At 69.1% G+C, this 19,685-nt stretch carries 18 protein-coding genes; 4 read left to right on the top strand and 14 right to left on the bottom strand.

Features of this window, described 5'->3' with window-relative positions:
- Positions 1–5: 5 nt before the first annotated feature.
- The 7 genes from ACLJO0_RS16520 to ACLJO0_RS16490 are packed head-to-tail and all read right to left on the bottom strand — an operon-like array spanning position 6 to position 7,799.
- The gene (locus tag ACLJO0_RS16520) at positions 6–1,049 is read right to left on the bottom strand and encodes an alcohol dehydrogenase catalytic domain-containing protein (RefSeq protein ID WP_410579398.1); all 1,044 of its coding nucleotides are present in this window, start codon (positions 1,047–1,049) and stop codon (positions 6–8) included.
- Positions 1,046–2,881 carry a beta-galactosidase trimerization domain-containing protein gene (locus ACLJO0_RS16515; RefSeq protein WP_410579397.1) on the bottom strand — a complete coding sequence of 612 codons (1,836 nt, stop codon included), beginning with the start codon at positions 2,879–2,881 and terminating at the stop codon, positions 1,046–1,048. The genes ACLJO0_RS16520 and ACLJO0_RS16515 overlap by 4 nt, the downstream gene beginning before the upstream one ends.
- Complete coding sequence (locus tag ACLJO0_RS16510; RefSeq protein ID WP_410579396.1) at positions 2,878–3,852, bottom strand: NAD-dependent epimerase/dehydratase family protein; 975 nt, start codon at positions 3,850–3,852, stop codon at positions 2,878–2,880. The genes ACLJO0_RS16515 and ACLJO0_RS16510 overlap by 4 nt, the downstream gene beginning before the upstream one ends.
- Positions 3,842–5,164, bottom strand: a complete 1,323-nt coding sequence (locus tag ACLJO0_RS16505; protein WP_410579395.1) for a nucleotide sugar dehydrogenase — start codon at positions 5,162–5,164, stop codon at positions 3,842–3,844. The genes ACLJO0_RS16510 and ACLJO0_RS16505 overlap by 11 nt, the downstream gene beginning before the upstream one ends.
- Positions 5,161–6,603: a class I adenylate-forming enzyme family protein gene (locus tag ACLJO0_RS16500; protein ID WP_410579394.1), complete on the bottom strand. Its 1,443-nt coding sequence runs from the start codon at positions 6,601–6,603 to the stop codon at positions 5,161–5,163. Before ACLJO0_RS16500 ends, ACLJO0_RS16505 begins: the two co-directional genes overlap by 4 nt.
- A complete protein-coding gene (locus ACLJO0_RS16495; protein WP_125795808.1) occupies positions 6,593–6,862 on the bottom strand; it encodes a phosphopantetheine-binding protein in 270 nt (89 codons plus the stop codon). Before ACLJO0_RS16495 ends, ACLJO0_RS16500 begins: the two co-directional genes overlap by 11 nt.
- A gap of 1 nt (position 6,863) precedes the next feature.
- Entirely contained in the window at positions 6,864–7,799 is a 936-nt protein-coding gene (locus ACLJO0_RS16490; RefSeq protein WP_410579879.1) for an alpha/beta hydrolase, read from the bottom strand.
- Between the two features lie 198 nt (positions 7,800–7,997).
- On the opposite strand from ACLJO0_RS16490, the gene ACLJO0_RS16485 reads away from it, so the two are divergent.
- Complete coding sequence (locus ACLJO0_RS16485) at positions 7,998–9,383, top strand: aldehyde dehydrogenase family protein (RefSeq protein ID WP_410579393.1); 1,386 nt, start codon at positions 7,998–8,000, stop codon at positions 9,381–9,383.
- A gap of 11 nt (positions 9,384–9,394) precedes the next feature.
- Here ACLJO0_RS16485 and ACLJO0_RS16480 read toward each other — a convergent pair whose 3' ends face one another.
- The 5 genes from ACLJO0_RS16480 to ACLJO0_RS16460 all read right to left on the bottom strand — a co-directional run bounded on the left by ACLJO0_RS16480 (position 9,395) and on the right by ACLJO0_RS16460 (position 13,933).
- Complete coding sequence (locus ACLJO0_RS16480; protein ID WP_410579392.1) at positions 9,395–10,546, bottom strand: DegT/DnrJ/EryC1/StrS family aminotransferase; 1,152 nt, start codon at positions 10,544–10,546, stop codon at positions 9,395–9,397.
- Positions 10,543–11,613 carry a glycosyltransferase family 4 protein gene (locus tag ACLJO0_RS16475; RefSeq protein ID WP_410579391.1) on the bottom strand — a complete coding sequence of 357 codons (1,071 nt, stop codon included), beginning with the start codon at positions 11,611–11,613 and terminating at the stop codon, positions 10,543–10,545. The genes ACLJO0_RS16480 and ACLJO0_RS16475 overlap by 4 nt, the downstream gene beginning before the upstream one ends.
- Complete coding sequence (locus ACLJO0_RS16470; protein ID WP_255431271.1) at positions 11,610–12,401, bottom strand: NDP-sugar synthase; 792 nt, start codon at positions 12,399–12,401, stop codon at positions 11,610–11,612. Before ACLJO0_RS16470 ends, ACLJO0_RS16475 begins: the two co-directional genes overlap by 4 nt.
- Before the next feature lie 273 nt (positions 12,402–12,674).
- Complete coding sequence (locus tag ACLJO0_RS16465; protein WP_125795804.1) at positions 12,675–13,124, bottom strand: enediyne antibiotic chromoprotein; 450 nt, start codon at positions 13,122–13,124, stop codon at positions 12,675–12,677.
- Positions 13,125–13,312: 188 nt separating this feature from the next.
- Complete coding sequence (locus ACLJO0_RS16460) at positions 13,313–13,933, bottom strand: hypothetical protein (protein WP_410579390.1); 621 nt, start codon at positions 13,931–13,933, stop codon at positions 13,313–13,315.
- A 301-nt stretch (positions 13,934–14,234) separates the two neighbouring features.
- On the opposite strand from ACLJO0_RS16460, the gene ACLJO0_RS16455 reads away from it, so the two are divergent.
- Together ACLJO0_RS16455 and ACLJO0_RS16450 are read left to right on the top strand one after the other, a co-directional pair.
- Complete coding sequence (locus tag ACLJO0_RS16455) at positions 14,235–15,116, top strand: hypothetical protein (RefSeq protein ID WP_410579389.1); 882 nt, start codon at positions 14,235–14,237, stop codon at positions 15,114–15,116.
- A gap of 488 nt (positions 15,117–15,604) precedes the next feature.
- On the top strand, positions 15,605–16,366 hold the full coding sequence (locus tag ACLJO0_RS16450; RefSeq protein ID WP_410579388.1) for a helix-turn-helix domain-containing protein: 762 nt from the start codon (positions 15,605–15,607) through the stop codon (positions 16,364–16,366).
- 59 nt (positions 16,367–16,425) lie between these two features.
- On the opposite strand, the gene ACLJO0_RS16445 is transcribed toward ACLJO0_RS16450, so the two are convergent.
- Both ACLJO0_RS16445 and ACLJO0_RS16440 read right to left on the bottom strand, forming a co-directional pair.
- Positions 16,426–17,808: an FAD-dependent oxidoreductase gene (locus tag ACLJO0_RS16445; RefSeq protein WP_410579387.1), complete on the bottom strand. Its 1,383-nt coding sequence runs from the start codon at positions 17,806–17,808 to the stop codon at positions 16,426–16,428.
- 24 nt (positions 17,809–17,832) lie between these two features.
- Positions 17,833–18,273, bottom strand: coding sequence for an SgcJ/EcaC family oxidoreductase (locus ACLJO0_RS16440; protein WP_410579386.1), 441 nt, complete (start codon positions 18,271–18,273; stop codon positions 17,833–17,835).
- Between the two features lie 225 nt (positions 18,274–18,498).
- Between ACLJO0_RS16440 and ACLJO0_RS16435 the strand changes: the two genes are divergently transcribed.
- Positions 18,499–19,680: an acyl-CoA dehydrogenase family protein gene (locus ACLJO0_RS16435; RefSeq protein WP_410579385.1), complete on the top strand. Its 1,182-nt coding sequence runs from the start codon at positions 18,499–18,501 to the stop codon at positions 19,678–19,680.
- The last annotated feature ends 5 nt before the right edge of the window (positions 19,681–19,685 follow it).

The following is a 19,685-nucleotide window of genomic DNA, read 5'->3' as shown; positions in this document are numbered from 1 at the left end:
TGTCCTCATCCGGAGGCGTCGAGAACCACCTTGAAGGCCTCGCGCCGGTCGAACAGGTGATAGGCCTCGGCGGCGGCGGAAAGCGGCATGCGGTGCGACACGAGGGCGGCCGGGTCGAGCCGGTCCGCCCGGACGAGCGCCAACACCTGGTCCCGGTATCGGATCGGGTCTCCGACAACGAATCTCACCGTGAGTTCCCTGGCGAAAGCCGTGCCCGCGGGGAATGGCAGATCCGGTGCGTGGTGCGCGCCAACGACGGCGATCGTGGCGCACGGGCGGGCGGCGCGCACGGCCGCGGCCAGCGCGGCATCGGTCCCGACCGCCTCGACCACCGCCGGTGCGCCATCCGGCGCACCGGCGCGAGCGAGCGCCGCGCTGAGTCCGGCGGGCGACGACGCGGTGAACCCGAGCCGGTTCGCGCGTTCCCGGCGTTCCTGGTCGAGGTCGGTCACGACGACCCGAGCGGCGCCGGCGGCGATGGCGCACATGGCCGCGCACAGCCCGACCGGCCCGCCGCCCACCACCGCGACGACCTGTCCCGGCAGCATCGCGGTGGCCTGGATCGCGGCGTATCCCGTGGACAGGATGTCACCGGCGAACAGTGCTTCCTCGTCGGTGAGATCGTCGGGTACGGCGGCCAGGACGACGTCCGCGTACGGGACACGCACGTACTCCGCCTGGCCACCGGGCAGGGCGGCACCGACCACGGTCGAGTAGCCGAACAGGGTCACCAGCTCACACTGGTAATGCTCGCCACGCGCGCACCGTTCGCACCGTCCACATGCGACAATGTCCGAGGCGACGACCCTTTGCCCCACATGTAAAGAGACCCCCGATCCGGCCTCGACCAGCGTGCCGGTGAACTCGTGTCCAAGTACCGTGCCAGACTCGAACCCCGGAATCTCACCTCGGTACGGGTGCAGGTCGGTACCGCAGATCGCCGTCTTGGTGACCCGGACGACCGCGTCCCGAGGTCCTCGCACCGTCGGCATCGGCAGGTCCGGTTCCACCCGGACGTCTCCCGGCCCGTGGTACACCACGCCCCTCATCCGGACACCCCCGTTCCGGCCGGGACGATCCGCCAGTCCTTCGGTTCGAGCTCCACCTCCGCCGTGGCGCCCGTCCGCCAGCTCAGGACCACTCGCGCCGGTTCGGCGCCGTGGTTGACGACCAGCGCGGCCCCGCCTGGATCGGCTCTGGCGGGCACCACCTCCACCTCCGGCAGCGTGCAGTCGACGTCGGGGAGGACACCGGCGAACTCGGCGATCCGACGGTAGAACCGCTCACCTCCCCAGGCATCGAGACGTCCCGGCCGGTCGAGCTGCCGTTCCACCGGCGCGCCACAGAACAGCATCCGCCCCGGCCCGACGGCGTTGACGAACACCGCGGGGCTGCCGTCTCCGTAGAACCCGACCGGGTCGGCCGTGGTCGGCACGACGTCCGAGGCGGTCTCCTTCTCCCAGTCCAACGCCCACTCGCCCGTGCCCCAGCGCAACGACTCCCGCCCGTCCGCGCACCGGCGGAAGTCCTGAAGCCGCACGCCGGCCACCGCGTCGCCGGGGAAACCGTGCAGATGGTCACCCAGCGAGTAATAGACACTGCCGCCGTCCGCGAGGCACGCACCGAGCCGCTCGATGTCCACCGCGCCGACCCTCGTCACGGAGGGGCACACCACCAGCCGGTAGCCGTCGATCGGACCGGACACGACGTCGAAGTCGAGATGCGCGCGTTTGAGCAGGAGGTACGCGTAGAACGACGCGACGGTTCCCGAATCCGGGTCCAGATATGAGCCCCGTCCGGCGCGGACGGCCTCCGGGAGGTACAGCGCGATGGACGCGGTACCTCCGCGAGAGAAGCCCGCCAGCTCCGTCGCCGACGCCGCTACCCGGCTCAGCCGGGCGAGCGCGGGCTTCGGGCTGCCGTCGATCCGGCGCAGCCCGGTGTGGCGCTCGCCAGGGCGCTGGTCGTAGGGCTCGGTGGCCGAGGTGAGATCCTGCCAGCACCACACGGCGAGCCCGGCGGCGCCGTTGGCGAGCGCCGCCGCCGCGGCCGCGCCAAGGTACCGGGCCGCGACCTCGTCGCTCACCCCGTAACCACCCAGTTCGTCGACGTAAGGCAGGCCGTACGCCCCCGCGAACCGCGCGAGGAAGGGCACCAGCGAAGTCGCCTTGTACGACATGGTCGACTCGATGGATCCTGGCGCCCAGGTCGGGAATCCGTGGACAGCGATGAGATCCAGGCCTCCCGCGTTGTCCACTCCGAACGGCGAGCCGCCGAAAACACCCGTGGCGTCGTTGGCCTGAGTCACCAGCACGCCTGGCAGTTCACGTCGCAACGTCGATGCCAGTAGCAAGTGCCACCCGGCGACATCCGTGCGGGACAGCGCCGCGGCCGCGGCGGGCTCGACGTTGGACACCTCGTCGCCGAGGTCGACGGCGAGCACGTTGCCAAGGCCGCGTAGCGACCCGGCGACCCGTTTCGCGAACTCGACCTGCCGTTCGAGCATGCCCTTGTCCAGCCAGAGATCCCTGCCCCGCCGCCACGGCAGATCCAGCCGCTGCCCGTTCATCCAGATCGTCAGCAGGGACAGCACGCACACCAGCCCCGCTTCTCCGGCGAACCGCACCGCGTCACGCAGCCGTTCGAACGACTCGTCGCGGTAAACGCCGGGCTCGGGCTCGAAGTCGCGCCAGAAGACGAACAGGCGCACGGTGTCGAAGCCGTCCGCGGCCATCCGGACGAAGTCGGACCGCAGCGCGTGCGGATCCCAGTCCGTCCAAATGCGACAGCCCGCCACCGAGGGGTGATAGTTGACCCCGACCGGGACGAAGTCCTCGCCGTCGCGCAGCAATCGGCCCGCACGCACGGTGAACCCGGTCATGGCTCGGTCCGGGTGCGCTCGGCGAGGTACCACTCGAAGGTGCGGCGCAACCCTTCGTCCAGGCTCACCCGCGGTCGGTATCCCACGGCGTCGCGCAGCCTGCCGAGGTCGGGCAGCCGCCGCTCGGGCGACCCTGCCGGTGCCGGGTGAATGTCGAGTGCCGGCCGGTAACCAGCGAGCGTGACGACCTTGTCGGCGAGCCGGTCGATCCGGATCTCCTCCCGGTCGTTCCCGATGTTCACGACCATCGGGTCGGCATCGGGGAGCCGGGTGAGCGCTACGGTCGCGTCGATCGCGTCCTCGATGTAGCAGAACGCGCGGGCCTGTGTACCGCCGTAGACGGGGAACGGATCGAGCCTCCCGAGCGCGCGTGCGACGAACTGGGGGATCACGTGTTCGTCTCCCATCCGCGGGCCGTAGATGTTGTGGTACCGCCCGATCCGCACGCGCGACAGACCGCTCTGCCGGAACAGGGATTCCGCGACCACCTTGCTCAGCGCGTACGAAGCGCGCGGGGCGGCGGGAGCCGCGAGTGCGAACGGTCCGTCCTCCTTCGTCGGGTACGCCGTCAGGCCGAGGCCGGCGGCGCCGTCGGCGACCTCACTGGTGGAGCTGAGGAACAACGCTCCCGGCGGGTACCGGTGACACCACTCCAGTACGTTCAGCGCCGAGCGGAGGTTGACGTCGAGCACCAATGCCGCGTTCTGGCTGACCCTGGCCACCCCGACGACCGCCGCGAGGTGGTAGACGGCGTCGAATCCGTCGTCGGGCGGGTCGAACGGCAACGGTTCCCGGAGGTCGTGCTCGAACAGCGCGACGTGCTCGCCGAGTTCGCGGAAGTTCTCGTCCTGCCGTCCACGGGAGAAGTCGTCCACGAGGGTGACTTCGCTGCCCCCGCTGACGAGGTGCCGGGCCAGGTGCAGCCCGACGAACCCGGCGCCGCCGGTGATCATGACCCGTTCAGCGCCCATTGCCCAGCCTCCGGTAGTTCACGTCCGGAAGAGCGCCGAGCTCGTCTTCGAGCACGCCCCAGATGTCGACGACGGTGGCCGACGGACGCATCCGCGCCCGCACCGCTTCGGCGGTGATCTCCCGCGTGTAGCGGGGGTGGTCGACAAGGACCATCAGGGCGTCGGCGTCGGCCATCCCCTCGTCGAGTGACGCGGGGGTGAGGCCGATCCGCGCGGTCGGCTCGGCGCCGACCACGTAGTCGTGGCCCGCCAGCTCCGCCACCCGGCCCCCGAGCAGCCGGACGACATCGATCGCGGCCGAACCACGCACATCGTCGGTCTCCGGGTGGCCCTTGTAGGCGACGCCGCACACCAGGACTTTCGCGTCCTTGACCGAACGCCCCGCCGTGGCCAGCGCCGCGAGCACGTGCTGCACCGCCGCCCGCGGGACCCGCTCGTTCACCTCACGGGCGGCGGCGACCATCGGCGGGTGGTAACCGGCTTCCTCGGCCGAATGCGCCAGCAGGTACGGATCCTTGGTCAGGCAGCTGCCTCCGACATATCCCGGACGACACAGATCCGGCCGCGGATACCGCAGGTTCGCCGACGCGATGACCTCACTGGCGTCGACCCCGAGTGCCTCCGCGATCAACGCGACCTCGTTGCCGAAACCGTAGATGAGATCGGTATGCGCGTTGCAGACGAGCTTCACCAGCTCTGCGGCTTCCGGGCTGGACACCGGAACCTGATCCGGAGCGACCGGCGCGTACAACTCCTTCGCCCTGGCGAGGGACCGCTCGTCGATCGCGCCAATGACCTGGGGCAGTTCTGACAGCTCCGCCATCGCGCGCCCCTGGATCGTGCGTTCCGGGCAGAACGCGAGCAGCGGATCGACACCCCGGTCCCGCAGCCGGGCACGCACCAGCTTCCGAGTGGTGCCCACCGGCACGGTGCTGCGGACGACCACCAGTGTGTCGTCGTCCAACCGTGGCGCGATGTCGTCGACGGCGGCGCGCAGATGGGCCAGATTCGGCCGCTTCGTCTCCGGGTCCACGGCGGTGCCGACGCAGATCACCACCGCGTCCGGCCATGACGGCGGCTGCGCCGCGACCGTGAACCGCTCCCCCAGCTGTTCCCTCAGCAGCTCGGCCACCCCCGGCTCGTGGAACCGCGGACGGCCGGCGGCCAGCGACGATCTGACCTCGGGGTCCGTCTCCACCCCGACCACCGTCCTGCCCTGTCGCGCGAACGACAGTGCCAGTGGCAGTCCGACGTACCCCAAGCCGATCACGGCGATCGGGCCGCTGCCCGGAGAGGCTCCTGGATGATTCATGTGACTCCCTCGCTCTCGTCGTCGCGGACGGCGCCGAGCGCCTCCCGTAGTCGCCGCGCGTCGACCTTCCCCATCGCCGTCCGCGGTACGCGCTCCAGCACCACCAGGCGGTGGGGTGTCTCGTAAGGCAGCAATCCGAGTTCGCGGCAGGACGCCAACACGTCCCCCTTGGTCGTGCCCGGCGCGAGCACCACCGCGGCGTGCAGGCGTTGCTCACCGGTCCTGTCGTCGGTGTCGCCGTAGACCGCGACATCCCGCACACCCGGCGTCCCACCGAGGAATCGTTCGATCCGTCGCGGGTTGACCTTTCTCCCGCCCACGTTGACGAACGTCGTCTTGCGGCCGGTGAGGAACAGGTGGCCGTCCTCGATGCGACCCGTGTCACCGGTGTCGTAGAAGCCGTCTTCGACGCGGACCGCGCCGGTCGCGCCCGCGTAGCCCTCGTACAGGGTCGGAGTTCGCACCAGCACCCTTCCCGCTTCGTCGACCAGCAGTTCCGTTCCCGGCGGCGCGGTGCCCACCGAACCGGCGGGCCACACCGTCGCCGACGCCGGATGGCAGGCGATCAACCCCGTCTCAGTACTGCCGTAAACCTGGCGCACGGGACATCCCAGACGGCGTCGCGCACCGTTCGCCAGCTCGTCGGTGAGCGGTGCGCCGGACGACAACGCCACTCTCAGCGCACGCTCCGCCGCGGGCAGCGCCGGGATCAGCAACCGGTAGGCCAGCGGCGTGGCCAGCAGTGCCGTGGCACCACCGTCGAGCGCCTCGACCACCCTGCGAACGGTGAACCGGGGCAACGTCCACACATCCGCCCCGGACACCAAGGACGCGAGCAGTCCGCCGATCAGACCGAACGAATGCGCGACGGGGACGGCGACGACGACTGAGTCGTCCGCGGTCAGCTCGAAGGTCCGCCGGTAGGTCAACGCACCTGACAACACGTTGCGAAGCGGCTGGCGGGCCAGCTTCGGTTCACCGGTCGACCCGGACGTCAGCTGCAACACCTCGCCGTCCGGTGCGCCGAACCCGGCGGTGCCCGGCGGTGCCGCCTCCGCACGCCAGGCCCGGTGTGGCCGCTCCGGTACACCGACCACAGTGGACGCGCCGATCCGGTGCACCACCGAACGAGGGTCGTCCACTGTGGACGACTGTGATTCCAGCACCACGACGTCCACTCCCGACGTCATCAGGCCGAACAGCGTGGCGACGCTGTCGGCGTCGCCGTTGGCCACCACGACGACCGGCCCGCCGGGAAGCCCGGTCGCGCGTCGCTCGACCTGGGCGACCGCGTGGTCGAGTTCCGCCCAGGTGGTGTGGTCCCAGCCGGTCGCGGTGGCGACCCGCAAGGCGGTCCGGTCCGGCACCCGCTCCCGGTTCCATTTCAGCCTCGCCCGCAGCACCGCGCGTACCGGCGTCGCCGCCCTTTCAGTCCACATAGGACGTGATCACCGACGCCAGCGCCGCGGGCGAGGCGTCGTCGAAGATCGCGAGCAGCAACTGGGCCTGGAAGATGTCCGACGCCTCCTCTCCGGCCGGACCGTGTTCCGAAGCCAGCCGCTGGAGCACCTCCACCGCCCGGACGGAATCGCCTCCGCAGGCGAAGAAGTCGTCGCCGCCGTCCAGTGGTTCACGGGTCAACACCTCGCCCATCACCCTGCCGATGGCCGGCACCAGGTCGATCGCCTGATCGTGCATCTCATCCCCTTCTCGTCGTGGTCGAGCGTGTGTTGTCTCTCAGCGCGGAGACCGCCCGGTGTTCCAGTTCGCCTGCCTCGGGCAAGAGCCCCGAGAGCCCGAACACGCCGTGGAACAAGCCGTCGACCCGGTGCAGGGTGACCGGGACGGCGGCGTCGGCCAGTCGTCGCGCGTAGGCTTCGCCCTCGGCGCGCAGGGGGTCGTGCTCGACGGTCAGGACCAGCGCCGGCGGCAGGCCGCTCAGGTCTGGGGCACGCAGCGGTGACGCGTAGGGCTGTCCTCCGTCGGCGGGGTCGGCGAGGTACTGCTCGATGAACCAGGTCATCTGGCGGCGCGTCAGGTGAAATCCCCGGGCATGCTCGGTCCTCGGTGCGAAGCAGTCGGTCACCGGGTAGACGAGCAGCTGGAAGCGAATGGACGGTCCGCCCTGGTCCCGCGCCATCAGGCAGGCGACGGTGGCGAGAGTGCCGCCCGCGCTGTCTCCCGCGACTGCGAGCCGGTCCGGAGCGGCGCCGTAGGCCGCCGCGTTCTCCGACGCCCAGCGCACCGCGCGGTAGGCGTCCTCGACCGCGGCGGGGAACGGATGCTCGGGAGCGCGCCGGTAGTGCACCGCGATCACGACGGCCGGTGTCCTCGCCGCGATCATCCGGCACACGCCGTCGTGGGTGTCGAGGTCGCACAGCACGAACCCGCCTCCGTGGAAGTACGCGACCACCGGCAGGTCACCTCCGGTGCCGGGATCTCGCGGCCGGTAGACGCGTACCGAGAGACCGCCGTCGAGGTCGACGTCCTCGACGGACGCGACGGACGGGCCGGGCGGGAACCGGGCTTCGGCGTGGATGCGGCGCGCCTGTGCGGCGTCGGTGACGGTGCCGCCGACGTCCGGGTGAGCCGCGGCCATCATCGACATCACCGCCGCCGTGTATGCCTTGAGCACCAACGCGTCACCTCCGCGAGGACGAGCGATCCACGAACACCGTCGGTTCACGGTCGCAACAGGACGGACGCTGGACAAGCGGCCCTGGAGCGCGCGAAACACCTGGCCGGCCGGGCAGGTCACAAGGACACCTTCCCGATCGCGGAGTTCCCGGTCAGGCTGGAAACGGCCGGTGCAGTCGAGTGGCGGGAGCGGTCGATGACGTTTCAACCGGGGCGCGGTGCCGCCACCGACCTGATCGCCGTGGAGGATCCCGCGACCGGTTCCGTCTTCGCCGAGATCGCGGCGACCTCGCCGTCGGAACTCGGCGGGGTCGTCACCGCCGCCTCGGCCGCCCAACCGCACTGGGCGCGAAGTCCGTCGGATTCCCGCCGGGCCGCCCTGCGGGACTGTGGTGCGTCGATCGCGGCCTGCCGGGAGGAACTGGCCACCCTGCTCACCAGGGAACAGGGCAAACCCTTGCGATCGGCCTACGTCGAGGTCGACCTCGCGGCAGGCTGGTTCGACCACACCGCCGCACTCTCACTCGAACCGGAAACAGTCGCCGATGGGGGAAGCCGGATCACCGTCGAGCACGTTCCGCACGGGGTGGTCGCCGCGATCGCGCCGTCGAACTTCCCGCTCATCCTGGCGGTGACGAAACTGGCCCCCGCGCTGCTGGCCGGGAACACGGTGGTGCTCAAACCGTCCCCGCTGACACCGCTGGCGACCACGCGGATGGCGGAGCTGCTCTCCGAGGTGCTGCCGCGGGGTGTCTGTGCGGCGGTGACCGGCGGGGGTCGACTGGGTGCCGCCCTGTGCGAGCACCCGGACGTCCGGTTGATCTCCTTCACCGGCTCGGTCGAGACCGGTACGGCGATCGCGTGTTCCGCCGCCGCCCGGCTCGCCAGGGTCGTGCTGGAACTGGGTGGCAACGACGCCGCGATCGTGCTTCCCGGAGCCGACATCGCCACGACCGCCGAGCGGCTCTACGCGAGCGCCATGACCAACAGCGGTCAGTTCTGCGCCGCGGTGAAAAGAGTCTACGTCCCAGCAGCCGATCGGCCGGCGTTCATCGAAGCCTTTGCCGCACAAGCGAAAGCTACCGTGGTCGGGGCGGGAACCGACCCAGCGACCGACCTCGGCCCGGTGGTGAGCGAACCCCAGCTGACCAGATTGCACGGCTTCGTGACCGAGGCGGCCCACGCGGGCGCCGAGATCGTCACCGGTGGCGTCGCCCTCGATCGCCCCGGCCATTTCTATCCGCCGACGATCGTGACGAACCTGCCGCCGGGCACCCGGCTCGAGAAAGACGAACAATTCGGTCCCGTGCTCCCGGTCATCGCCTACTCCTCAGTGGACGAAGCCGTCGACAGGGCCAACGCGACGAAGTTCGGCCTCGGCGGTTCGGTATGGGGCGACCAAGAGACCGCTCGCCTGGTCGCCGCCGGGCTCGACTGTGGAACAGCCTGGGTCAACACCCATGGTGACCTCCGGCCGGATGTGCCCTTCGGCGGCGTCCGGCAGTCGGGAATGGGTGTCGAGTACGGCTACTGGGGTCTGGTGGAGTACACCCACCCGAGAGTCCTGCACCTACGCGGCTGACATGGACGGTTTCACCGCGGCCGGGGCAGGGCGGTGTCCAGCACGTCGGCGACGAGTTCGACGTCAGCGTCGGACATGCGGCTGTGCAAGGGAAGTGAGAGCAGACGAGGTGCGATCCTCTCGGTGATCGGCAACGCCCTGCTCGCCACGGAGCGGTAACGGGTGAACCGGTGGGTCGGCGGGTAGTGCACCGACGTCTGGATCCGGGCCGCGGACAGGGTGTCCCGTACATCGTCCCGCGAGCTGCCCGGCGGTAGCAGGACCGCCATCAGGTGGTGAGCGCTGTCGTCGTCGCGTCCGTCGAATGGGATCACCAGGCCCGGGATCCTCCGCAACCGGTCACGGTAGACCGCCACCAGCTCCCGGCGGCGTGCTCGATCCCGGTCGAGCCGTCCGAGCTGGATCCGGCCGAGCGCCGAGGAGATCTCGGTGGGACGGTAGTTGAGCCCGACGCCGTCGACGTCGTAGTCGGCTTGCCCGGTCTGCGCGCGCTGCCAGGTCGACCGGGTCAAGTGGTGTGAGCGCAGCAGCCTGATCTCATCGAGTAGCGATCGGTCGGCCGTCACCACCATCCCACCCTCGCCGGTGGTGACGTTCTTGGTGGCGAAGAAGCTGAAACAACCCACGTCGCCCACCGTACCGAGCATCCGGTCGCCGGTACGGACGACGGGAGCGTGCGCCGCGTCCTCGATCAACCGGATACCACGCTGCGCGGTGATCTCCCGCAGCGCGGCGAGATCGGCGGAGTAACCGCCGTAGTGCATCGCGACGACCGCCTTCGTGTGGTCCGTGAGCAGAGCAGCCACGTCGGCAGGGTCGACGGTGAGGTCGGCCTCGGAGCGCACGTCGGCGAAAACCGGTGTCGCGCCGTGGAGTGTGGCGACCGCCGCGGCCGCGACGAAACTCAGCGCGGGCAGCACGATCTCGTCACCGGGTCCCAGCTCCAGGCCGAGGACCGCGAGGTGCAGTGCCGCTGTCCCGCTGCTGACCGCCACGGCGTCGGGGACACCGAGCCGCTCGGCGAAGTCGTGTTCGAACTCGCGGGTCACCGCGCCGGCGGAGAGCCAGCGGGAGCGCAGCACGGCGGTGACAGCCTCGATCTCCGGTTCGCCGATCGTGTTGTCCGCCAAGGTAACCCGCCACGGCGGCGGCATGTCGTTCATCCGGTCCTCCCGATCGCCGATCCGTAGCCGCCCTCGACCGCGGCCGCTACCTTGTCCCAGCCGAACTCGCGGCCGGCCCGCAGCAGTGCGGCTTGTCCCATGGCCGCGAGCCCCTTCTCGTCGCGCAGGGCGTCGATCAGGGTCGTGGCCAGACCGGACGGTCCCGGTCCGGCGACCAGACCGTCCACACCGGGCCGGAGCACGTCATCCACCCCAGGGAAGTCGCCGCTCACCACCGGTCTGCCGCAGGTCCACGCCTCGACGAAGACCAGTGGGAAGACATCGGCCACGGTGGGGAGGCACAGCAGGTCGCAGGCCGCCAGTGCGTCGTGCTTCGTCTGCTCGTCCACCATGCCGAGATCGAGCAGCCGAGGTGCTGCGTTGGCAAGGAACGCCGCTTCGGCGTCGGCGTCGGCGTTCGAGCCGATGAAGGCGAACCACGTGTCCGGCAGGCGTTCCCACACCGGCCCGGTCGCGGCCAGCAGGCGCCGATACCCCTTGGAGGCAGTACGCCGTCCGGCGAAGAGCACCATCCGACCGTCCACTCCGTACCGGCGCCGGAAGCCGCTCGCGTCCGGGGTGCCGACGAGATCGGCGGCGTGCGGGATCGCCCGGATCCGCCACGGCGGCACTCCGTATCCGGTGAGGACGGTGTTCTCGGTGTCGTTGAGGGTGAACAGGACGTCCGCCCGGCGGCACAGCGCCGCCGCGGTTTCAGGCTCGGGCCACACCTGGACGGCCGACGCGGGCGTGAGTGCGAACGTGGCCCGATAGCGGTCCGCCAGCTCCGCGGCCGCCTCCACCCAGGCGGGCAGGGCGAGGTCGAAGGCATGCACCACCGACGGCCGCCACCCCGGTAATGCGCGGCGCAAGTCGGCTTCACTGCCGAACACCGGCACAGCCCGTGGGCGGTGCTCACCGGTCGCGCCGACGCTGTCGGTGAGCACCGCTACCCGTCGACCGGGCCGGGCCAGCCGCTCCAGCGTCCGCCACGCCATCCGCTCGGCGCCGGCGAAGTCCCGTCCGTAGCCGCCGAACACCACAAGAACGTCCGGGAGACTCGTCACGCTCGTGCCTCCTTCCGCTGGTGACCCCCGCCGTCGACGAGAAGGCCGATGTCCCGCACAGCGGCGAGTTCGTCGACCGCGACGTGCTCGGTAGCCCCCGGGGGGCCGGGCTCGAGGTAGCGGCGGGGTTCGGACTGAAAGGCCTTCTTCGCCTCCTCATACCGCGCCGGCGTGCCGATGTCGTGCCACGACCCGGCGAAGCCGTAGCCGTGTACGGGCTCGCCGTGGCCGATCAGGTTGTTGATCAGCGTGGGCATATCCGCGGGCCCTTCCGGGATATGGTCCAGGGCCGACGGGCTGACGACGTAGATCCCTGATGACACGTTCAGGCCGAAAGTCGGCTTCTCCATGACTTCGATGACGCGATCCTCTTCGAGGCGCACCAGTCCGACGCCCGCCGTGAACCGGCGGCGCAGGAAGGCGACCGTGAGCACACTGCCGGTGCGTTCGTGCGCACGGTGCAGGTCCGCGAAGTCGAGAGTGGTCAGGATGTCGCCGTTCATGACGACGGCAGGACCGGTCCATCCCAGCGTCAGCCGGAGCGGAGCGGCAGTGCCCAGCGGCCGCTCGTCGACGCTGTAGTCGACGGACAGGCCCAGTCGCGCACCGTCCCCGATCTCGGCGCGGATCTGCTCGCCCAGATGTGAGACGCACAGGGTCACCCGGTCGAACCCGAACGCGCGGAGTCGGCGCAGGATGATCTCCAGCACGCTGTGGCCGCCCAGTTCGAGCAACGCCTTCGGCCGGGTTCTGGTGTACGGGAGCAAGCGGGATCCCTTGCCGCCCACCAAGACAATCGCATGCAACGGCGTCACCCCGGTAGTCGAGAAGAGTCATGATCTTCTGTTGGTTCCAAGCTATCGAGCGCGAGTGGCACGGGTAAGGTGCGAAGGTGCGCCTCCCTGCCCTGACCGAATGTCCGCGGGCCGTCTGATCACTATTCTCAAGTACATGAACGGCCCCTTGCTTGCGCCTAGCGCAAGCAAGGGGCCCTTCATGTACTTGTGGCACGGCAAGGCGCCAGTCACGACCCCACACTCAGCGAATCGAGAGACCCGGACCTAAGCGCCGAAGCCCAGGATTACCGGGTTCGCGAAGACGGAACCGTTGGTGATACTTCCGAAGCGCAACGAGCAAGCGACCGCCGTGCAGTCGACCGTGCCCGCGGGTTTGCCCTCCACCGGATCGACGCCATCGTAAGAGGCGCGCACGGTGACCGGCGTGGTGAACCCGCCACCGGCGTTCGCGGTCACGATCACCCGGTCGGCGAAGTCACAGCTGACCGCCGGCCAGTCGCCCGGACCGCATTGCATGACGCCGATCTGTTCCCCTGCGGGGAATCCGGTGCCCGCCGCCGTGACGGACTGGCCGTTCTGCAGACCAGACGAGGGCGTCACGGTGGCGCCGGGAGCCGCCGCGGCGGCCGGAAGGGCGCCGAGTACTGCGACACCGGAACCGGTGGCGATGATCAGTGCGATCTTTCGGACAACACCGGTTCTCTGCGAAGACATGATCTAGTACCTCCGATTGACAAGGAAGAGGGACAGCCGGAATTCGGCATGAATCCGGCGGGGGATATCTGTGTGGGAATGGTGCGAGCAAGTCCGGAACCGGACCTGCCATCGACGCTAACCAGATCAGCGACGGTCGGTCAAGCACTTACCATCCGGACAATCGGTTGGCTGTCCACATTGCGCAACTACCGAGAGGCCGGGGCCAGTAGCCCCCATTGGCCGGCGAGCGCGATCGCCTCCTGCCGGTTGCGGGCGCCCATCCGGCGGTACACCGTCGACAACCGGCGGAAGACCTCCCGCTGCGAATACCCCTCGGCACGGGCCAATTGCACGACCGAGCCACCGCCGGCGAGCACGCGAAGCCACTGGACCTCCTGTGGTCGCAGGCCGGTGCCCTGTGGCCGGTCCTGCGCCGACTTCGCGAGCGCACGTGCGGTCGGAGTGGGCAGGACCGTCCGGCCCGCCATCGCGGCACGGACCACCGCGAGGATGTCGCCGGGCGCGGAATCCCAGCTGACCGCCGCGTGCGCACCGGACCGCAGCGCGGTGGCGTACACCGAGTGCGCCGAGGAGGAGAGGACCGCCACGAGCACGAGACTGGTGAACTCTTCGCTCAGCTCCTGCAGCCGATCGACGTCCTCGTGCCCGCGCAGCGTGACCACCGCGGCCGCGACCTCGCGTTGGCGCAACCACGCTGACGGCCGCACCGGGGTCGCCACCTCGAATCCATCGCCGGTGAGTATCGCCTCCAGGCCGGCCCCGAACGCCGGGACTCGATCGATAACCACAATGATCGGGTCTGGCATGTCCTCTCCCCCATTCCTCGCCCACGCGCCGAGTGGGACCGTAGGACCGCAGCCGTGCCCTGATGTCGGTTTTCGGCAGGCGACTTCCGGCCTTTCGTCCGCCCAAGCGGGCAGTGGCCGGTAGGTCCTTATCCCAGCCGACACTATCCCCGGCGTGATCGCCGCCGCGCCATCTCACTCCGGTATTGCTCAGACAAGCGCAAATACGAATGGCTAATGACAATGAGAATCCAGCCACACTCCTTCCATGGTGGTTAAGTATCACGGAAACGGACCATACTGCGCCTCTGACGCGTTGACGATGATGATCCAGCCGCACAGTCCAGGGCCCGCGGCACTGGAGGTACTGGGCGGATCGCCGTTCGGGCTGAGTATTCAAAGCGCGGGAATGGTCGAACAGGACCTTCCTTTTTTCTGCGCCAAGGACTGGCTCCCGCCGGACGGCATTCGCACCTCACTCGAGCTTCTCGGATGGACCTTCGACCAACAGGGGGGCTCGCGCGACGAAGCGATGGGCATCCTGCGGCACGCGACCCCTGCGCATCCGGTTCTCGCCGGCCCGGTCGAGATGGGACTGCTTCCGCATCACCCCGGGCTCGGGCAGCCCATCGGGGCCGACCACCACGTGGTGGTCTTCGGCGTCGAGGGCGATTTGATCCTCATGCACGATCCTCACGGGTACCCGTTCGCCACCGTGCCGACCGAGGCGTTCCTGACCGCGTGGGCCGCAGACACGGTCGGCTACCCGGTGCAGCCCTACACCACCCGCACGAACTTCCGCAGGGAGCGCGAGGTCGACCTCGTCTCGGCGCTGCGCGAATCCATTCCCCGGGCGATCGAGCTTCTCGACGGGCCGGACTCCGCCGCCAGCGCGGAGCGACTGGCCGAGATGGTCGAGTCGGGACTGGGCCGCATGCAGCACAAGTACCTGGTGGAGTACCAGATCAGCGGCGGGGCGATGCGGCTGTCGGACGCGGCCGTCCTGTTCGGCTCGATCGGCTGCACCGCCGCGGCCCGCGTCATGGAGCGCCAGGCGCGCTTGATCGGTTCGCTCCAATTCCCGCTCGTGACAGGTGACACCAAGACGGCCGCGGAGACCCTCCGCGTGCTGGGCCGGACCTATACCGAACTTCGACTGGCGCTGCTGCAGACCGCCGGAATCACCTACGGCGTGCCGGACTGACACCGGGCGGAGCCGGACGTCCTGCCGGATAACGAATCCGTGTCTGGTTCGGAATTCGCGCGGTGCGACTGTTACGAAAGATGGGTGATGCCAAACGGCTGTGGTCACTCACATGTACCACTCGCCAAATTGCCTACTGCTTTCACGGACCGCCACCGCCCTTCGACGTTGCTTACCTAAGCGCATGAAGCTAAAGCCCCCTACGACGGACGGTACTGTGTGATCAAGGTGCGATTCTCTGGGGGGAACCATGGCGAAAACAGTGACCAGCCGTCGAACATGTGGGCGACATGCCCTCAGGTTCGGCGGGCAGCTTCCGCGGCCGTTTAGAACACCGTGACGGAGCGTCATTGATCGGTTCGCAGCCGGCTTCGACGGGTCTCGGACGCGGTCTCCACGTGCCCGCAGCAGCCGGGATACGCGCACCGCCAAAGCCTCGCATTCGGCTTGAAGTATGCGGATAAACCATCTTCGGAGGAGGGACGTTGGTGGAACAGGAAATCGAACAGGGTATAAATCGTGCTATTTTACTCATGCAACAGAGACTTTCCGAAAAGATCACGATCGGCGACATGGCCGACGCCGCGATGTACAGCAAGTTCCACTTCTCAAGAATGTTTCACAGAATCACCGGAATCTCACCGGGCCGGTTTCTCTCGGCGCTGAGACTGGAGCACGCCAAGCAACTGCTCATGTCGACCGACCTCACCACAATGGAGATCAGCCACCGGGTCGGCTACGCCAGCGTCGGCACGTTCGGTAACCGCTTCACCAGTTGTGTCGGTCTGCCGCCCAGTGTCTACCGCCAATACGGCGGCCTGCCCTGCCGGACGGGGTTGCGATTCGGCAGGCACGGCCCCGCTTCACGCAAGCAGACCGCCGTGGTCTGCGGACGTCTGCTGTCGCCCCGGACGGATACGATCGGTCCGGCGTTCGTCGGACTGTTCCCTGATCCCCTGCCAGAAGGAAGCCCCGCCGGGTGCGCCATTCTCTCGCGACCGGGCCCTTTCATTCTCGAACAGGTGCCGGCCGGAACGTGGTACCTTCTCGCCCGCTGCGCGACGATGGAGACTTCCGCCGACAGCATGGCCGGCGTGCCGTCGATCGGGGTGCACGGCCCGTTCACCGTCCACCCCGGCAGTGTCCAGCGGATCGACGTGCACCTGCGCCCGAGGCGCATCGCCGACCCCCCCGCGTTGCTGGCCATACTCGACCGTGTCCCCGCGACATCCCAGCACGATGCCGGCTGACTCCGGTGCCGAAGGCCGGGGATCCGTGTGATCCTGGCCTTCGGCACGGGAGTTCCGCTTCAGAATGCCTTCGCGCCGGTTTGTTCGGTCGGCCGGGTACCGGGAGCACGGCCGGAACGCCGCAGTGAGCCCCGCACCACGCGAGCGACCACCGAGGGGCGCATCAACGCGGTCGGCGGCTCGATCAGGCCCGCCACTCGCATGAACGCGTGGGTGATCCGCCCATCCGTGGTCGCGGCCGTCTGAAGCTTGCCCATGTAGGCGTTCATCATCCGCACCTGGGCGGTGCGCTTGCCTTCCACCTCGGGCCAACTGAGGTCGCCCCCGGCCGCGATCGCCCACGGCGCGTCGATGACCTCCGCGATACGCCGGAAGAACCGGCCCGCTTCCGGTACCCGCCCCTCGCGCAACTGATCACGCAACACGACGGCCTCCAGCGCGGCGACCGTCATCCCCTGGCCGTACACCGGATTGAAGCTGCACACGGCATCGCCCAGTACCAGTACCCCTGCGGGAAAGCGGCTCAACCGCTCGTACCGGCGACGGACGCTGGCGGGAAAACGGATCGTGACCGGCTCGGCGACCGGCGGGGTCGTGCCGACGGCGTCGTGGATGGCCGGTACCGGCAACGAACGCGTATAGGCCAAGAAGCCTTCCAGACCGGCGTCCGGACAGTCGCCCACCATTCCGGTCAGGGACAGGATGTGCCGGTCCCCGCCCACTCTGCCGAAGAACGCGCCACGTGGACTGCCCGGCGTCGCCAGCGGAATCAGCGAGAGGCTCCCGGTCAATGGCCGGTCAGGCAAGTCGAACTCGCAGGTGGTGTAGGAGAGCCCGATCTTCACCTGCTCTTGTTCCGGCCTTGCGTACCCGAGTTCCTCGAGCCATACCGGCATCCTGGAGCCGCGGCCGGTGCAGTCCACCGTGAGGTCCGCCTCCAGCACTTCCTCGTCCGAAGCGGCGCCATGCCGTCGCACGCGGGCACCGGTGATCCGTCCGCCGTCCGGGGTCGTCCGGACGCCGACGATGTCGCACCGTTCGACGAACTCGACCTCCGGCAGTGCGGCGACCCTGGCCCGGACCCAGCGCTCGAGAAACGGCCTCGCCACCGACGCCACGACGAGCCCCGTCGTCGCGGGCCGCCACGTCCTGCCCTCGAAGAACCAATGCATCTCGCCCATGTCGACCATCGGGATGCCGTCGGCGCGCAGTTCCTCGGTCATCCCGGGGAACAACGCCTCCAAGGTCTGCTGTCCCTTCGCCAGGAGCGCGTGGGCGTGCGCACCCTGCGGTACACCGCGGCGCGCGTCCTCGACCTCGGTCACCTCGTCCCGGTCGATGATCGTCACCCGCTCGTACTCCTCGGCGAGGACCCGTGCGGTGACCAGCCCCGCCATGCTCGCGCCCAGCACCACCGCTCGCCGTCCCACTCGATCGCCCATGGCGCTCTCCTTCTCGTGCTTGGTTCACGCGGTTCCGGCAGCACAGTTCTGGTAGACGGCGATCTGCCACCGGCCGTCGTGTTTGACGACCACCCAGGTCGCGCGAATGGCTCGCTCCGGTGTCACCTTCCGGTCGCCCGGTGCGAGCACTCCTCCGTTGTTGACGAAGACCACGACGTTGGGGGACAACACCTTCACCTCGATCGGCGCCCCGGTCACCCGGGTGCCGAAGTAGGGAACGGCGAACGCGCTCGCCATGAAGAACCGGATTTGAGCGCGTCCGTGCACGTAGACACCGGGCAGGATCATGCTCCCGTCGGGAGCGAACGCCTCGGCGAATGCCTGTGCGTCGTGCGCGGCCCACGCGTCGACGACGCGCTGGATGCTGCTTTGCGCCGCCATCCGTTCCGGTTCCGGCAGGACGGCGGCACTGGCCACAGTGGACTGTTCGTCGCTTTCGGACATGAATGCTCCCCTGATCGGCGGCTGATCTTTGCCCGCGCCCGGCACCATCGCATCGTCACATCCACCGGATCGGGTCACCACCTCGCTTGTTGCGCTGCGGGGAATCGAGATTCCTTATGAGAGAGCCGTTTCCGAAAGGGCATTCCGCGAGGTCTAACTCTTCGCCGCGACGGAGCACGATGAGCCCGATGGGCCGAGGGCCCCGACCATCCAGGGAGGACAAGAGTGGACACCATCCACAGGCCGACGACCACGCAGCTCGTCGAACGGGCCGCGAACCTGGTACCGCTGCTGAGGGAACAGGCGACGTCCGCCGAGCAGGACCGGCGTCTGTCCGATGCGGTCATCGACGCGCTCACCGACGCCGGCGTGTACCGCATGCGGGTCCCCGCCCGCTACGGGGGCTGGGAATGCGACGCCCGCACGATGGTCGACGTCGCCACGGAACTCGGCCGCGGGGACGGTTCGGCGTCGTGGGTCACCGCCGTCTCCTGGATCACGACGTGGATGGCAGGCCTCTTCCCTGACGAGACACAGGACGAGGTCTTCGCGGACGGAGACGTCCGTGTCTGCGGCACGCTCAGTCCCACCGGGACGGCGGTACCGGTCGACGGCGGGCTGCTGCTGAACGGCAAGTGGAGCTTCATCAGCGGCGCCCTGCACGCCCGATGGCAGGTCGCCATCGCGATGTCGCCGACCCCCGACGGCGCGCAACAGCCGGTCATGGCCATGGTTCCGCTGTCGGACCTGACCATCGTCGACGACTGGCACACCAGCGGGCTCGGCGCGAGTGGCAGCGTCACGACGGTCGCGCAAGACGTGCACGTGCCCTACGCCAGGGTGCTTCCCCTCGCCGCCGCGCTGGTGGAGCAATACGGCTCCAAGCTCAACGCCACGTCCCCGATCTTTCGCGCGCCGTTGCTGCCGACGGCGTCGGTCTCGTCGGCAGGCACCGTCCTCGGCCTTGCCAAATCGGCCATGGAGCACTTCCTGCTCCGGCTGCCCGGCCGCGGGATCACCTACACGAACTACAGCAGCCAGCGCGAAGCACCGCTCACGCACCGGCAGGTCGCCCAGGCCGCGCTCAAGATCGACGCCGCGGAGTTCCATGTCCACCGGTTGGCGGCACTGGTCGATCACAAGAGCGCCGTTGACGAACCGTGGTCACCCGACGAGCGGGTCCGCGCCCGCGCCGACATGGGCCAGGCCTGCCTGCTGGCCAAGGAGGCGGTCGACATCCTCGACTCCGCCAGCGGGGGCTCGTCGATCTACCTCTCGGTGCCCATCCAGCGGATGGCACGCGACGTCCATGCCATCAACCAGCACGCCCTCATGCACCCGGACACGAACCTCGAACTGTACGGCCGGGTGCTGTGCGGGCTCGAACCGAACACGCGCTACCTCTAGGAGAC

Origin of the sequence: Amycolatopsis sp. lyj-108, assembly GCF_046549005.1 — a bacterium.
Classification (GTDB): Bacteria; Actinomycetota; Actinomycetes; order Mycobacteriales; family Pseudonocardiaceae; genus Amycolatopsis.
The sequence above is the reverse complement of the archived record's forward strand: the minus strand, read 5'-3'. Positions and strand labels throughout refer to the sequence as shown.

Coding starts and splice junctions, on each gene's coding strand:
- ACLJO0_RS16510 (WP_410579396.1), bottom strand. CDS start 3,852: ATGGGCGCTGAACGGGTCATGATCACCGGCGGCGCCGGGTTCGTCGGG.
- ACLJO0_RS16440 (WP_410579386.1), bottom strand. CDS start 18,273: ATGTCCGAAAGCGACGAACAGTCCACTGTGGCCAGTGCCGCCGTCCTG.
- ACLJO0_RS16485 (WP_410579393.1), top strand. CDS start 7,998: ATGACGTTTCAACCGGGGCGCGGTGCCGCCACCGACCTGATCGCCGTG.
- ACLJO0_RS16500 (WP_410579394.1), bottom strand. CDS start 6,603: ATGTGGACTGAAAGGGCGGCGACGCCGGTACGCGCGGTGCTGCGGGCG.
- ACLJO0_RS16520 (WP_410579398.1), bottom strand. CDS start 1,049: ATGAGGGGCGTGGTGTACCACGGGCCGGGAGACGTCCGGGTGGAACCG.
- ACLJO0_RS16465 (WP_125795804.1), bottom strand. CDS start 13,124: ATGTCTTCGCAGAGAACCGGTGTTGTCCGAAAGATCGCACTGATCATC.
- ACLJO0_RS16455 (WP_410579389.1), top strand. CDS start 14,235: ATGATGATCCAGCCGCACAGTCCAGGGCCCGCGGCACTGGAGGTACTG.
- ACLJO0_RS16495 (WP_125795808.1), bottom strand. CDS start 6,862: ATGCACGATCAGGCGATCGACCTGGTGCCGGCCATCGGCAGGGTGATG.
- ACLJO0_RS16505 (WP_410579395.1), bottom strand. CDS start 5,164: ATGAATCATCCAGGAGCCTCTCCGGGCAGCGGCCCGATCGCCGTGATC.
- ACLJO0_RS16445 (WP_410579387.1), bottom strand. CDS start 17,808: ATGGGCGATCGAGTGGGACGGCGAGCGGTGGTGCTGGGCGCGAGCATG.
- ACLJO0_RS16480 (WP_410579392.1), bottom strand. CDS start 10,546: ATGAACGACATGCCGCCGCCGTGGCGGGTTACCTTGGCGGACAACACG.
- ACLJO0_RS16460 (WP_410579390.1), bottom strand. CDS start 13,933: ATGCCAGACCCGATCATTGTGGTTATCGATCGAGTCCCGGCGTTCGGG.
- ACLJO0_RS16515 (WP_410579397.1), bottom strand. CDS start 2,881: ATGACCGGGTTCACCGTGCGTGCGGGCCGATTGCTGCGCGACGGCGAG.